The 14,266-nt window shown below is 71.7% G+C and carries 9 protein-coding genes and 1 pseudogene; 5 read left to right on the forward strand and 5 right to left on the reverse strand.

The window, feature by feature from the left end; all coding sequences use genetic code 11:
- Nucleotides 1–6 precede the first annotated feature (6 nt).
- From ACOTKD_RS18805 to ACOTKD_RS18815, 3 genes are all read left to right on the forward strand, one after another.
- Nucleotides 7–1,098, forward strand: coding sequence for a cytochrome P450 (locus tag ACOTKD_RS18805; protein ID WP_424890113.1), 1,092 nt, complete (start codon nucleotides 7–9; stop codon nucleotides 1,096–1,098).
- A gap of 357 nt (nucleotides 1,099–1,455) precedes the next feature.
- Entirely contained in the window at nucleotides 1,456–2,292 is an 837-nt protein-coding gene (locus ACOTKD_RS18810; RefSeq protein ID WP_424890114.1) for a hypothetical protein, read from the forward strand.
- 239 nt (nucleotides 2,293–2,531) lie between these two features.
- A complete protein-coding gene (locus ACOTKD_RS18815) occupies nucleotides 2,532–3,527 on the forward strand; it encodes an LLM class flavin-dependent oxidoreductase (RefSeq protein WP_424890115.1) in 996 nt (331 codons plus the stop codon).
- A 293-nt stretch (nucleotides 3,528–3,820) separates the two neighbouring features.
- On the opposite strand, the pseudogene ACOTKD_RS18820 reads toward ACOTKD_RS18815, so the two are convergent.
- Nucleotides 3,821–4,330, reverse strand: a pseudogene (locus tag ACOTKD_RS18820) (cytochrome P450); the annotation flags it as partial.
- A 270-nt stretch (nucleotides 4,331–4,600) separates the two neighbouring features.
- On the opposite strand from ACOTKD_RS18820, the gene ACOTKD_RS18825 reads away from it, so the two are divergent.
- Both ACOTKD_RS18825 and ACOTKD_RS18830 read left to right on the forward strand, forming a co-directional pair.
- Nucleotides 4,601–5,605: a hypothetical protein gene (locus ACOTKD_RS18825; RefSeq protein ID WP_424890116.1), complete on the forward strand. Its 1,005-nt coding sequence runs from the start codon at nucleotides 4,601–4,603 to the stop codon at nucleotides 5,603–5,605.
- Between the two features lie 64 nt (nucleotides 5,606–5,669).
- Nucleotides 5,670–6,599 carry a hypothetical protein gene (locus ACOTKD_RS18830; protein ID WP_424890117.1) on the forward strand — a complete coding sequence of 310 codons (930 nt, stop codon included), beginning with the start codon at nucleotides 5,670–5,672 and terminating at the stop codon, nucleotides 6,597–6,599.
- A gap of 36 nt (nucleotides 6,600–6,635) precedes the next feature.
- Here the strand turns inward: ACOTKD_RS18830 and ACOTKD_RS18835 are convergent, their stop codons facing one another.
- The 4 genes from ACOTKD_RS18835 to ACOTKD_RS18850 are packed head-to-tail and all read right to left on the reverse strand — an operon-like array spanning nucleotide 6,636 to nucleotide 14,260.
- A complete protein-coding gene (locus ACOTKD_RS18835; protein WP_424890118.1) occupies nucleotides 6,636–7,757 on the reverse strand; it encodes a hypothetical protein in 1,122 nt (373 codons plus the stop codon).
- A gap of 49 nt (nucleotides 7,758–7,806) precedes the next feature.
- Nucleotides 7,807–9,393, reverse strand: coding sequence for a cell surface protein (locus tag ACOTKD_RS18840; protein WP_424890119.1), 1,587 nt, complete (start codon nucleotides 9,391–9,393; stop codon nucleotides 7,807–7,809).
- A gap of 59 nt (nucleotides 9,394–9,452) precedes the next feature.
- A complete protein-coding gene (locus ACOTKD_RS18845; protein ID WP_424890120.1) occupies nucleotides 9,453–10,562 on the reverse strand; it encodes a hypothetical protein in 1,110 nt (369 codons plus the stop codon).
- Nucleotides 10,559–14,260: a hypothetical protein gene (locus ACOTKD_RS18850; RefSeq protein ID WP_424890121.1), complete on the reverse strand. Its 3,702-nt coding sequence runs from the start codon at nucleotides 14,258–14,260 to the stop codon at nucleotides 10,559–10,561. Before ACOTKD_RS18850 ends, ACOTKD_RS18845 begins: the two co-directional genes overlap by 4 nt.
- Between the last annotated feature and the right edge of the window lie 6 nt (nucleotides 14,261–14,266).

The following is a 14,266-nucleotide window of genomic DNA, read 5'->3' on the forward strand; positions in this document are numbered from 1 at the left end:
GGCGCCGTGATCGTCAGTTGCTTCGAGGGGGCCGCCGCCGTCGCACAGAGCCCCGCCTTCGCCGTCAAGGACGCGGAGTGGTTCGACGTGAACCGCCCTGGGTGGCGTACGAGGCCGGGAACCAGGCTGTTCTGCTCCTCCATGCTCTTCGTCGACGGACCCGGGCACCAGCGGGTGAGGAGAGTCGTATCGGCGGCTCTGGCACCGAACAGGATGAGGGACCTGGAACGGCGGATCCGTGACCTGACGGTACGGCAGCTGGACGCCCTCGCCGGCCATTCCGCGCACGAGGTCGTGGACCTGCGCCGGCACTTCACCCTGTCCGTTCCCCTGCAGGTGGCCTGCGCTCTGATCGGGGTGCCGCCCGAGGACGGCGAGCTCCTGCACTCCTGGGTGCGGCCGCTGCTCGGGCTGCTCGACCCGGTGGGGAACGTCCGGTCGTTGCGCCACTGCGACGCGGCCGCGGTGTCGCTTGCCGCGTACCTGTCCGACCTGCTCGAGGCACGGTGTGCCCGGGGCCGCCCGGACCTGGCCACCGACGTGGCCCGGGCCCGGTCCGAAGGCCGTCTGGGGCGCGATGAGGCCGAGGCGGCCTTGGTTCTTGCCGCTGCGGCGGCCTTCGAGACCACGGCGGTACTGCTCGAAAACGCTGTCAGCGCCTTGTGCGGTCTCCCGGAGCAGATCCCGGAGATCACGTACAGCACTGGGGCAGCTGTCGCCGCTGTGAACGAAACGCTGCGCTACGACCCTCCCGTCCAGTTGTTCACGCGCGTGGCCCGCAAGGAGGCCGTCATCGGCGGCCTCCGCCTCCTGCCGGGCGAGGAGGTCCTCGTCCTGCTCGCCGCCGCCCAGCGCGATCCGGCACGCTTTGCCCACCCCGACGACTTTGACCTGCACCGTCCGCCTTGCGGCGTGCTCAGCTTCGGCGGGGGCGCCCACTACTGCCTGGGTGCGGCCCTGGCCCGGCTCGAGGCACGGATCCTCCTGCCCGCTCTGCTCCGCCGTTTCCCCCGGCTGAGGCCTGCCGGAACGCCCACGGGCAATGGCCGCATCACTATGCGTGGTTGGACCGATTTCCCGGTCACCCTCGCTCCGTGATCCGCCCGTTCCGGTCCCCTCCGGCGGCACTGCTGTCCGGAGCCGCCCCGGGTTCGAACCGGAGGGTGTTGTCGTCATCGAGTTCGGAGGCCTGACAGGGCCGGCCGAGGTGATGGCCGATGTTACCGGAGCCGTAGAAGAGGTCCACCAGCAGTGGCTCGCCGGCGTGCGGGCCCCGATGCCCGCGGGCGGACGTCGTGGCGGCGCGCCGAGGACGGGTGGCGAGGTGCCGGGTGTGTGCGCCGGGTGAGGATTCGTCGGGGACAGCGTGGCGTCGGCGCCGTCCCCGGAGGGCTGTGGAGAGAATGGCACATTGTCCTCTTCGTCACTTCCATCCCTGGGAGCAACGCTATGGCCATGACGGCGCCCTTCCGCCCGATTGCCCTTGCCGCCCTGACGACCCTGTCGTTGTGGGCAACTCCGGTACCGCCCGCTGCCGCGGCGCCGGCACCGGCGGCCGCCGGCGAGCAGCGTTGCGTCGCAGGTGCCGTGCTCGGCGGAGGGAAGAGCCGGAGGGCGGACATGCGGCTGTGCGGCTCCCTGGACAACAGCTTCCTGACCCTCTCGGCGCCCGCCCGGTGCGGCCGGTCAACGTGCGACGTGACCGGCACCTACCGGATGGCCACGCGGGACGGACGCCAGGTCGCGTCCGGGAAGCTGGGTACCCGGACGGGCTACCCGGGGCCGGGCACGTACCGGGTCACGGTCACCGCGCGCGTGCGGTCCGCGGTCTCGGGGACGGACGTACGGGGCACGTGGGCGCGGACGATCACGTTCGCCTGGCCCAGGCCGGAGCCGGTCCACACCATCACCGTCACCCCGGCCGTCCTCCGTCCCGGCCGTACCACGGCCGTGACCTACACGGTCACCCGCCGGGACCTGCGCGGCGACAGCAACGCGCGCCTCGGCATGATCGGCGAGGAGGGAAAGGGCGTACGGATCTCCTCCTCCGACCGCCAGTGCAGCAACCCGCTGGCCGGCGCCTACCCGTCCACGGAGCGGCGGCCGCACGTGCTGGACTGCGCCTTGGTCGACCTGCAGCCGGGACGCCCCGTAGAGGTGAAAGTGCGCGTGAGCCTGGGGAAGGACTGCTCGACGATCATCTCGAAGATGGGCTACTGGCTTCCCGAGGGCCAGGCGACGTACAACGGCGGCATGCTGCAGGGGCCCGCGCTGAGGTGTGAGAAGAGCTGAGGAGAGGCGTGGCGCGTCCCCGGTCGGAGGGTGACGGGCGACAGTCAGGGAGACATGCGGAATCTATCGGTGGAAACCGGTGGAAATCGGAAATCGTTCGAGACCGGAACCCCCTCCGGCAGGCCGGGGCGGTTCCGGCGGACTCAATCCCACTCGTTTGTGTCTGGACGTTCGCGGTACTCGCGGTCGGGGAAGGGCCACCGCCCCCTCGCCGATCGCTTGGTCCCTATGCTGACCACATGATCAACATCCCTCTTTCGGCGCTGGAAGTCGCCATGGTCCAAAACGGCACCCGAGCCGTGGACACCCTGCGCGACACCGCAGCCTTCGCGCAGGCGTTGGAGCGGCTGGGCTACCACCGGCTCTGGTACGCCGAGCATCACCACTCGCCCGCGATCGGCGCGTTCCCGCCGGTCATTCTGACCGCACACGCTGCGGCTCTGACCTCGTCCATCCGTCTCGGTTCGGGCGGAGTGCTGGCCCCCAACCATGCCCCCATCACGATGGCGGAGCAGTTCGGAACGCTGGCAGCCCTGCATGAGAATCGCATCGACCTGGGGATCGGCCGTGGCCCCGGCACCTTCGACGAGGCCACGGCACGGGCACTGCGCCGGGGAGCCGGACCGGCGACGGACGAGGAGTACCGGGGCGACATTGCCGCGACCTTGTCCTTCCTGGTCGACGAGGTCGCACTCGGCCCGCTGCCGGAGCCGTGGTTGCTGGCATCCAGCACCGCAGGTGCCGCCCTGGCCGCCGAGCTCGGTCTGCCGATAGCCGTCGCGCACCACATCCGGCCGCAGAACACCCTCGCGGTCCTGGAACGCTACCGGGCGGCGTTCAGCCCGTCCCGTTGGTGCGAGGAACCCCGGGTGCTCGTCTGCGTCGAGGCGGTGTGTGCCGAGACGGAAGAAGAGGCCGCACGGCGAGTCGGACCGATGGCGGTCGTCAAAGCCGGGCTCCTCAAAGGACAGAGTGAGATCCCGTTCCCCACACCGGAAGACGCAGCCGCCCACCCCTTCACGGCGGAAGAACGGCAAGCGCTCGACGACTTCCGAGGACAGCAAGCCATCGGGACGCCCGGGACCGTCGTGCGTCGGCTCGCACGGCTGGCCGGCGAGACAGGTGCAGACGAGCTCATGCTGACTGCACCTGTCTACGACCTCCACGACCGCATTCGTTCGTACGAACTCATCAAGCAGTACATCGAGAGCACGGCCACACCATCCACACCATAAAAAGAGCCGCCCTTCCGGGCCGTCGCGGTCGGCGGACCGGAAGGGCCTTGGGCGCACGCGGCGAGCTGTTCGCGCTCAATTGCCGGCGCAGACGTCCTCCACGTAGCGGCCGGCGGCGATCAGGTCCTGCAGCCATGCCGTGGCCGAGACCTCGTCGCCGCCCCCGTACTGCACGTGCAGCTGCTGGAACGCCTCCCGCACACCCGGCGCCATCCGCCTGCCGTCACCGCAGACGTAGATCCGGGCGCCGGCTTCGAGCGCTCGCCACACCCGAAGCGGTCGGGGCCGAACTCCTCGGGGTTGTCGCCCCACAGCGCGTCGGTCTCGGCCTGCGCGAGATGCAGGGCCACCGGGTGCTTGAGCAGGTGGTAGAGGGCGAAGGACAGGGTGCCGGAGGTGGTCTCGTGTCCGGCGATCAGGAAAGTGACCACCTGGTTGCGGATGTTGGCGTCGTCGAGCGGTTCGCCGGACCCGGGGTGCGGGGCGCCCAGCATCAGCCCCAGCAGATCGTCGGTGGAGGTGTCCCCGGCGGCCTTGCGCCGCTCGATCACGTCGTCGACGATCCGGGCCAGGAAGGCGGCGTCGGTGGCGAACGCCTCGTCCTCGGCGGTGTGGTCCTCGCCGGGTACGCGGCCGAGTTCGGCCTGGCTGTGGGCGAGAGCGCGGACGAGGGCCTGCACGAAGGGGTGCGGATCCTCGCGGCGGCAGGACTCGAAGTCGTACCCGAAGCCGGACAGGCCGATGGTGTCCAGCGTCATCCTGGTCATGTCTTCGGGGACGTCCACCGGCGCGGAGCCCTCCGCCCCCTCGGCGAATCGCGCACCTACCACCCCCACATGCTGCGGGTGGCCAAGCGGCTCATAGCCTCCTGGGACCGGTCCGGTCCGGCGGTTCCGGGAACGCGCGGACGCCGGCGGTGCGGGATTCGCTCGCCGCGCCGGCCACGTGACGGTGGAGTCGGCGCCCGCCCGCCGGGCGCGGTCCCGGTCCCCGTTGCGATCAGCGATGCGTACGGCAACATCACCGGCGTCAACCCCGCCTTCGCCGCCCTCTGGAACCTGTAGCCGGGCACAGTGGAGGGCCGGACGCCGCTGGACCTGTTCACGCCCACCAACGAAAAACAGCTGCGCAGGCTCGACGAGGCGCTGCGCGCCGGCCGCAGGTCCCGTTACCCGGTCGAGGTGTGCTGGGCGGTGCGGGGAGCGATCCACCACGGGCAGGTCACCGTCGAGCCGGTGTCGGACCCCCTGGACGGTCACCCGCACTTGCTGGTGACCCTCCGCCCGGAAGGGGCTGAGCCGGCTGTGCCGCCGGCTGGAGGTGCCCAACCGGTCGGCGCCGGTGGCCGGGCGTATGTGCTGGGGCTGCTGGACCCGGCGGCGTGGCCGCCCCGGGTCGTGCCACCGGCCGCGCCGCGGGGCGGTCCCGCAGCCGGGCAGCTCCACCAGGCAGATCCATCAGGACGTAAGCTCGTGATCATGGGAGTGGACATCACGGCCGTCATAGTGGACTGGACCGAACTGGAGAACATCCCCGTCCTCGAACGCGAGCGCGCGCTCATCGAGGCCGCGGATCCGGACGACTACGACGGATCACTCGACGAGGGCTGGGCCTGGCTGCCTCCCGCTCCCGAACCGTTCCCGGCCTGGTGCGCACGGTACGAGTTCGCTCGCACGCTGGGATCGTTCAAGCCGCACTTTTGGGCGGGCGAGCGGTGGGAGGCCGTTCGTGAGCACGTCCCGGCCGACCTGCGCACGGCACTGGACACCTTCCTCGCCGGACTGACCTGGGTCCTGCCGGGCACTGAAAGCGATCCGCAGGACGAGGACGACGCCGAATTCTGGTACGAATCCATGTGGGTCTACTGCCCGCCTCCCGGCGTACCGGCCCTGGCGCAGGCGTGGACGGCAGCCGGCCCTCGGCTCCAAGCGCTGCGCGAACCGTTCGACACCCATGCGGCCGCCCCTGGGAAGTGGGTCGGTACGTTCGAGGAGTTCACCGCCCTTCTCCACGGATGGGCCGAGGTCGTCGCGGAAGCCCGCCACCGCGGGTGGGGGATCATCGGGCTGCCGATCTGAACGGCCCCCGAGCACTCAGGCGGCGCGCGACGTGCAGACGTATGTGCGTACGTAGGATCTCGGCGTGACAGAGATCGACTACGGATGCTTCCACGAGTGGCTGGAAGAGGCACGGAGCGCGGCCGCCGACGGCGGTGCGGATGGCGGCGCTGAGGGTGGCGCCGCGCGCTGGGACCTGCTGCGGCGGTTCCAGCGGGAGTGGGGGTACGAACCCACCGGCGGCCCGCGGTGGGAGCGGGAGGAACCTGACGCTCACATGGAGTACGTGTCCGGGCTGAGGGAAGCCGGGCTCTCCGACGCCCCGGCCGGCGACGCACCCGGCGACGTCGATGCTTCGCTCGCGATACCAGCCGCACTGGACGAGTGGTGGGACCTGCCGTTCAACTCCTTCGCCGACCGGGCGGAGCTGTACGAGACCAATCCGGTCCGGCCCCCCACGGTCCGCCCGGATCCCACCGGCTACGGCGTCTCCGGCGCCCTGCCGAAGGCGAACCCCTTCGTCGGCCCGGACGAGGACCTGCGGGTGTGCGTGTTCATGGCGGAGAACCAGTACTGCAACGAGTGGGGCTACCCCGCGGCGCGCAGCGGTCTGACCGACCCGCCGGTTCTGGTCTCGGCGCGGGATGAAGACGGGCAGGAGGCATGGCTGCTGCAGAGCCGCTCGGTCTCCGAGTTCTTCCTGCATCTGGCCGTGACGCGGCTGCCCGCCCACTACGGATGGACGGTCGAGGAGGGCGAGGCCGGTCCGCAGCTCGTGGCCGGGCTGCGGGAGAACCTCCGCCCGCTGGGCCTGCTGCCGTGGCGCGAGCTGGGCGCCCGTACCGAGTTCTTCGGCGGGCCGGATGTCATCGTGGCCCACAACACCGGTCACGGCGACTCCGAGCTCGTCGCGTACGGACGCACCGAGCAGGCTCTGCAACGGCTCGCCGAGAAGCTGGGGGCCGACTGGTCGGAGTGGATCTGCGAACCGGAAAGCGACGACGAGGAAGGCTGAGCGGGTTCCCCCACCCGCACCGCGGCAACGCGGCGATCAGGAGCCCACGGGCTTGAGTTCGCCGGTGCCGAAGGGCAGCCAGGACAGGAGGTGCCGGCTCGGTGCGGTGCCCGACCGGCCGATCGTCACCCGGGCTCCCCGGGGGACGACGGCCGTCAGCCGGGAGCCCGGGAACCTCGGATCCTCGGGGTCCGGCGGCGCGTGCCGTGACTGGACGCTGGTGAGCCGGTTCGTGCCGGCGGCCGAGACCGTGACCGTGAGCGTGGGGGCGTCGTCGCCCGGTGCGTCCTCCTCGGTGACGAGCTGCCCGGTGAGGAGGCCGTCCGTCTCCGCCGTGTACGTGAGCTCGTCCGCCTCACCCAGGCCGAACTCCGTGGGCAGGTGGGTGAGCGTGGTCTTCCCGTGGACGGTGAGGTCGCCGATGGTCAGGTCGGGGCGGGCGACCGTGACGGCCGTCGTCAGGGCGTACTCGGCGACGCTGCCGTCCACGTCCACCTCCACCGCGAGCACGAACACGCTGTCGCGGTGCAGGTTCGGCGTGGGCCAGTTGCGGATGCCGGTGACGTCTTCGGGCTCTCCGTCGTGCAGCATCGTGTACGTGGCCCCGGGCCGGCTGCTGCCCCGCCAGGTCAGCTCGGTCGGCGAACCGCTCTGGACGAGGATGTACGCGGGGCGGAAGTCGCTCACGCTGAAACCCGCCGGGACCTTCGCCAAGGGCCATTCCTCCTGCTGGGGCTCACTCCCGTCCTGGAGGGTCTCGGTGATGGTCAGTTTGCTGGTGCCGACCGCCGAGTTGACCTCGATGCCGGTGATCGACGGCTCCACCTGGTCCCCGGGCGGGAACGGCCGGCTCGGGCGCCTCGGCCGGAGGACGAACTCCGAGGTCTCGGAGTCCCGCTCGAACACCCATTTCTGGCTGTCGTCGATGCCGGGGACTCCGCTGTCAGGTTTCGCAGTCAGCTCGCAGGGCCCGCTTCCGATCGGGTAGGAGAAGCGGACCTCCTCGACGTAGACCGGGGTCTGCTGGTGATTGGTGACGGTGATGCACAGCGCGGCCGTCGCCGGTGCCTTGCCCTGGGAGACCTGGATCGGTGCCGGATCGGTCTCCACGATGTAGGTCAGCACAGTCGTGCTGTCTTCGGGTCGTCGTACGCCCATGGCGCGGTTCGCCTCCGCTCTCAGGTCTTCTCCGGTCTCCGCTGTCTCCTCAGCCCCAGGCCGGGCCGACGGCGAGGTACGCGGCGAGGTCCAGGGCTGAACCCAGCGGGAATTCCCCGACCTGCTCGCCGTCGGAGATCCGCACCTTCTGCACGGAGCTGACGCGCTCACTGGTGACGAAGAGGTGCTCCCCGTCAGGTGAGAGCGCGATCGCGTTCGAACGGTCGCGTACGCGGATGGGCGTCACCTCACGGACGGCGGCGACGTCGATCACCTTCACTTCCGCACCGCGGTTGGCGACGTACACGAACCGGGAGTCCGGTGACGCCACGAGCTGTTCCGGGGACTGCCCGACCGGGACCAGCGGGGGTTCGCCGCCGCCGGAGGTACCGGCGACGGCCACCATGTTCACGGGCGGGATGCCGAAGGCCAGGGTGGCGCCGTCGGGGGTGAGGGCCATGCACGTCGCGGTCGTCCACCCGCCGAGGCCCCCGGTGACCTCCTGCCGCGCCGTGTCCACGATCGCCACGGCGGGGTCGTCGTCGCAGCCGACGTAGACGCGGTCGCCGTCCGGAGACGCCACGATGCCGTCGGGCCGGGGCCCGGTGGCGATGCGGTGCTTCTCCCCGGTGACGAGGTCGATCGCGTGCGCGGCCTCGTCCAGCGGGTTGGTGACGTAGGCGGCGGAGCCGTCCGGCAGGGCCGTCACCCCGTACGGCCAGGTACCCGCTGCCACCGTCTTGAGGGCTCCGGCCGTGATGTCCAGGAGGGCCAGAGTGCCCTCGCCCCCGCCGGACCCCTTGGCGGTCGCCAGGACGCGGAAGCCGTCGGGGGAGATCACGACGCCGCCGGCATCGCGGCCGGTCTGGCTCTGCCGGATCGGCTGCCCGCTGTCGGCGTCGAACACCCACAACCGGCCGTCGAACCCGTCGAGCACGGTCAGGAACGTGCGGTACGGCCACCGGTCCCGGAGCGTCTTGACGCCGGAGGTGATGCGGTGCCGGACGGGGTCGGTGTCGCACTCGACGTAGCGCTTGCCGTCCCGGGTGACGAGGTAGCCGTTGCTGGTGGCCGGGTGGTTGAAGGCCGCCGCGACGCCGTCGGCGATGCCCGGGTCGGGGTAGTCGGGATTGTGCCAGAACTCGGCGATCGCGCCCTGCTCCAGGACCTCGTCGCCGTCGATGTCGTAGTTGACGCACCGGCCGCCGCGGAAGAAGTAGACCGTTCCGTCGGGCGCGGGCAGACCGGCGTCGATGCCCTCGGCGAAGTCCGGCGCGTCCTTGCGGAGCCCGGGGAACCTGTCGCCGATCTGTGCCGGGGAGGCGTTCGGCGGCACCGTCGCGTTCTGCACGGCGTCGTAGAGCACGCAGGTGGAGCCCTTGAACAGGTACACGCGTGCGCTGTCCGTCGAGCAGGCGGCGTCGAAGCCGTTGCGGTACGTGCTGGGCAGACCGGGCCACAGGTCGCGCACGGCGGCCCCCTCGGCCGGCGGGGCCACCGCCGCCGCCTCGTGCCGGACGGCCCAGCCGCCGCGGACCATGAAGACGGACGCCCGGGCCTCGCCCGAGTCCGGGGTGCTGAACGCCGCGTTGATGCCCGGGGGCGTGAGGTCGCTGCTGTCGGTGCTCTCGGTCATGACGGGAACTCCAGGGGTCGCCGGGCAGGGACGGAACGGTGCACTGAGGTCGGAACAGATCACTGAGAGGGAGGGGGAGGGGCCAGGGAGCCCGCGCCGAAGGGGAACCAGGTCAGGGCCGCGGTGAAGTTCGTGTCGCCCTTCTGGACCACCCGCACGCGAGAGCCCTTGGGCACCGGGACGAACAGGCTCGCCTCCTGGTTGAGCGTGCCGCCCGTGGCGTCCCACGACTGCGTCGCGAACTGCTGCCGCCTCAGCCCCGGAGGAGTGACGAAGACCTTGAGCTCGGCAGGCACCTGGTCCTGCGTGGTCTTGATGTAGCCGGTGATCACGCCGTCGGTGTCGGCCACGTACTCCGCCGGGCTGCTCTCCGTGCCCCCGGCGATCTCCGCGGCCTGTCCGAACAGGCTGACGGAGCCGTTGGCGTCGAGGTCGCCGACCTCGAGGTCGGGCACGTTGACGGTCACGGCGGTGGTGAGCCCGTAGGTGACCTGGTCGTTACGGCCCAGGAGCATGAACGCGGTGGCGCTGGTGAGGGAGGGCGACGTCCATGCGCCGTTGCCGTCGGCGTCGATGCAATCGTTGACCATGCGGCGCTGGTCGCCGTAGAAGATCTCGTAGTCGGGTCCCACCTCGCACTTCCAGGTCAGCCTCACCGGCTCGCCGTTGGGGACGTCGACCCGGTCCGGGCGGAAGTCCTCCAGCATCGCGGTCGGCGACGCCTTGGCCAGCCGCAGGTCACCGGGCACGCGCCGGAGCTTCTCCGCGCCGTCACCCGTGCCCCGGCTCTCGCTGATGCCGATGGTGACCGCGCCGACGGCGTGGTTCACCGTGACGTCCGCGAGGGTGACCATGATTCGGGCACCCGGCTTCAGTTCGGTGCCGGGCGCGGCCGGGCGCACGTGAACGACACCGCCGCCCTGGTGCCCGGCCGACCAGCCGGCGTCATCGGTGGCCGCCCTGATGGTGTCCGGTGCGGCCGTGAGCGCGTCAGGTCCGCTGCCGACCGGGAGGGTGAAGGCGATCGTGTCGCAGGGGACGGGATCCGGGCCGGAGTTGGTGAGAGTGATGCGTACGGTGGCGCGGGCGGGGGCCTCCTCCGTGCCGACGCGCAGCGGGGCAGGGCTGGTGTGGACGCTGTAGGACAGCGCGGTGGCCGCGGAGGTCATGAGGTGCTCCTGGTGGTCGGGGCCGGGCCGCCCTGCGCGGGCGGGCGCCGCCGGATCTCGTCGGTCTCGCCCAGCGCGCCGCTGAGCTGCAGGAATCCGGTACGGGCGGCCGGGGTGGCGTCCGACAGGGAGAGAGCCGCGTCGGGGGTGGTGAGGGGGCGGACGGTCCACGCTCCGGGGCCTTCGGCCGGAACCGCCGGGCCGTCGGGCGCCGGCACGGACCGGCTCGCGGCCACCGGTTCGGCCCAGGCCCACGTGCCGCGCCAACCGGAGGGGCCGGGCATGACGACGTGCGCGGTGGGCGTACCGCCTTGCTCGTCCGTCACCATGCGGGTCCCCGCCAGCAGCGGGCTCATCCGGAACGACAACTTCATCCGGGCCAGGGGCTCGCGCACCCAGGTAGGCGGCAGCAGGAGCCGGCCCACGGGCAGGATGTCGGTCACGGCGTGGACGGCCGCCCAAGGGTCGGCGAGCAGCGTCACCCAGGCGGCGGTCTCCTCGTCCCGGGTACGGGACTCCGGCGAGGGAGCGGCCGCCGGCCGCGCGGGCAGCGCGATTTCGCTGCCGTCGATGGGGACCGCGTACTCCGCGTCCGTGGCCTGCGGCTCCGGCTCCGGGACGGCGTGCAGTCGCGTGTAGTCGGTGCCGCGGAAGAATCCGGCCAGCCCGTCGCCGAGCATGTCCCCGGCCCCCAGCCGGACGTTCCACAGGTAGCCGGTGAACTCCGGTACGGGCGGCGGGCTGATGACGTCGTCCCAGGACGAGGGCGTCATCGCGGGACCGTTGAGCTCGAACCGCAGCCGCGAACGGAGCAGCGCCATCGGGCGCCCCGCCAAGGCGGCGAGGCTGTCGTCGTCCCCGCCGTGCGCGGTCGCCGACATGGCCCTGTCGATGACGGAGAACAGCTGGGTGAAGGCGGGAGCCCCGCCGCGCAGGAGCTCGGTGACGAATCCGTGCAGGTGGGGCAGGGCCGCGGCGAAGGCACGCCCCGACTCCGTCTCCGGGTCGGGATCGGGGTAGGCGGAGCCGGGCAGCGGATACCACGTCGGCACCGGCCGGTGCGCGGTGTCGAGCACGATCCGGATCTCCCCGAGCCCGCCGCCGTCCGGGTCGTGGACGAGGAGGGACCCGGACAGGTGGTTGGCGATCAGCCATCCGCACACCGGGCTTTCGCCCGCGGCCTCCCGGGGGCCGGCGTCGACGTCGATGCGGTGGTGGTCGTCGCGGGCCGAGACGTAGTCGAAGCGCAGCCGGGCGGGCTGGAGCAGGCGCGGGGGCAGCTCGATGCACCGGTACGCGTTGTCGGGGATCACGGGGATGCCCGGGGTGACGCTGTCGGCGCGATCCACCCTGAACTGTTCCACGTTGTCCGGGCTGATGACGGCCAGCGACTGGCCGAACCGGTCGATCACGTGGAGCTCTTCGAAGGCGATCTGCCCGGCCCTGACGGGGCGGAACTCGCGGGGAGAACCGGATCCGGACGCCGGACCGGGGTCCGGTACCTCGCTCAGCGAGACCCGGGTACGGCTGTTGTCGACCAGCGGCACGAGCTCGCGCTCGTCATCCGAGTCCGGAGAGGGGGCGATGCCGGTCGCCGGAGAGTGCTGGGCCAGCCAGTGGTTGACGCCGAGGATGCGCTGGGACAACTGGTCCCAGTCCCCGGCCCCGGCACGCAGTGCGTTGAGCTCGGCCACGGGCCCGCTGCGGTACGTGCGGGCGTGCTGCGCCAGGCGGGAGCGCGTGTTGAAGGAGGGCAGCGGGTTGAGCAGGGCACGCCCGTTGACGAAACCGTCGGGACCGACGGGCCTGTCCCGGAGCCAGCGGTAGCGGGTGCCGTCGAAGTACCAGTTGTCCTCGTCCCCGCTGCGGTACGGGGTGGGGTAGCACTTCATCCGCCAGATGAGGTGCAACGGCGACCAGGGCTGCGCCCAGAGCCGCATCCACCGGGCGACTTCCCCGTCAACGTGGGTTTCCTTGTGGGCGAGGGCTTCTTCCAGGGCCGTCGTGCCGGGCTCCGAGCCGGGTGTGACGGCGGCGCGGTCGAGGAGGAAGAACTCCCCGAGGAGCGCGGGCAGCACACCGGACTCCGGCAGCGGCGGCAACGGAGGAGCAGGTACGTCGTCGGGCGGCCGGACCATGTCCCCGCCGATGCGGATGCCGGTCACGGTCTCACCGGGGGCCCGGCAGGGCAGGGCGTTCTCGTCGGTGAGCTGCCGGTCCAGCTTGGCGCCGCGCACGATCACCGACGGGTCGGGGGTGCTGTGGAACGCCGGGTCGGCGCACCGCTGCAGCTCTCGGCCCGGTGCGAGGCCGTGCTTCTCGGCGTAGGCCCGGACCGTGGCTTCGAGGTCCTCGGCGGTGTCGCCCCAGGGGATGCGGGAGCGCAGGCCGCCCGCGCCGAAGAGGGTGTCGATCTGCTGCTCGACCTGCCAGGCCAGCGTGCCTTCCACCCCCGGCCTGATCTCGGCTTCGTACGCTGCGTCCCAGCCGGCGGGCCGGCTGGGACGGCCGTGCAGCCACCACAGGCCGTACAAGCGGCGCTGAGTGTGGGCGAGCTCGCGGGAGGCGGCGTCGTGCTCCTCCTGCACCTGGTTCAGCTCGGCCAGCCAGCGCCGCTCCTCGGCGATCTGCTGCGGTGTCCGCTGCGGCCACGCGTCGCCCTCCGGGGCGGGGCGGTCGACGATGCGCCAGGAGTAGCCGCCCGGCTCGGCGTCGAACCAGGTGCGGCGGGTGGCCTGGTCGAGGGCCGTTTCGTCGCCGTCGTCGAGGACGTCGAGCAGGTCGTAGGTGAACGCCTCCCACAGCAGGGCCGCCTCGGGGTCGTTCAGCGCGGGCGGGACCAGGGCGGTCTCGGCGTCGGTGACGATGTGCCCGACGGCGACGTCGACATCGCGCACGTCCGGTTTGCCCGGGGTCGGAGGGTCGCCCTTGAGGTTCCAGTGGAGGCCGAGGGCGGTGCCCGCGTAGAACGACCGGGCGGGAGTTGCCGCGGAGCCGGTCGTGGACCACCGCAGGGACGCCAGCAGTTCCCGGACGTCGCCGTCCGGCGGCGCGTGCAGCACGTCCCACGTGGGGTCGGAGTACCAGCCGACGACGGCGTAGCCCAGCAGGGCGGGGCCGGGGAGGCCGGTGAGCGGGTCGTGGAGGGAGAAGACGTTCTCGCTGTACGGCTGGTACGTGGCGAAGGTCGGCAGGCCGGGCCCGACCGCCGTGAGGAACTTCCGGCGCCCTTCGGGCTCGGTCCAGGGGCCGTCGGCCAGGTCGTGGGCCCTGCCGATGTAGGTGGGCGTCGGCCGTTCCTCGAAGGGGTCGAGGAACGCGCTCGTGCCCTCGTCGTAGTCGAGGTAGTCGCTGTCGACGACCCAGCCGGCCACGGCCGGCGTCTCTTCGGGCCGGTCCGCCGGTCGGCTGTAGCGGACGACGAGCCAGCGGTTGGGAACGACCGGGAACTCCACCTTGCCGGCAGGGCCGTCCTGCCGGCCGCGCCGCAGGGCGTCGGGCAGCAGCCACTGCACGTGAACGCCGAGCCCCGGTTTTCCGGGCGCTTCGTCGAACGGGTCGGGCTCGGGCTGCTGCCGCTTGTCCAGCTGCTCGAAGTCGGCGTACCAGCGGTGGTGGGGCTGGTTGTTGCGCACGCGCTCGTTCACCAGGAACGCGTCCACCTGGACAGGGACGATCAGGGGCGGCTGGGAGCTCATCGTGCG

Origin of the sequence: Streptomyces sp. XH2, from assembly GCF_049725035.1 — a bacterium.
Taxonomy (GTDB): Bacteria; Actinomycetota; Actinomycetes; order Streptomycetales; family Streptomycetaceae; genus Streptomyces; species Streptomyces roseoverticillatus.

Bases quoted from the DNA above. Each gene is read 5' to 3' on its own strand.
- ACOTKD_RS18810 (WP_424890114.1), top strand. From the start codon at position 1,456: ATGACGGCGCCCTTCCGCCCGATTGCCCTTGCCGCCCTGACGACCCTG.
- ACOTKD_RS18815 (WP_424890115.1), top strand. From the start codon at position 2,532: ATGATCAACATCCCTCTTTCGGCGCTGGAAGTCGCCATGGTCCAAAAC.
- ACOTKD_RS18835 (WP_424890118.1), bottom strand. From the start codon at position 7,757: ATGGGCGTACGACGACCCGAAGACAGCACGACTGTGCTGACCTACATC.
- ACOTKD_RS18840 (WP_424890119.1), bottom strand. From the start codon at position 9,393: ATGACCGAGAGCACCGACAGCAGCGACCTCACGCCCCCGGGCATCAAC.
- ACOTKD_RS18845 (WP_424890120.1), bottom strand. From the start codon at position 10,562: ATGACCTCCGCGGCCACCGCGCTGTCCTACAGCGTCCACACCAGCCCT.
- ACOTKD_RS18850 (WP_424890121.1), bottom strand. From the start codon at position 14,260: ATGAGCTCCCAGCCGCCCCTGATCGTCCCTGTCCAGGTGGACGCGTTC.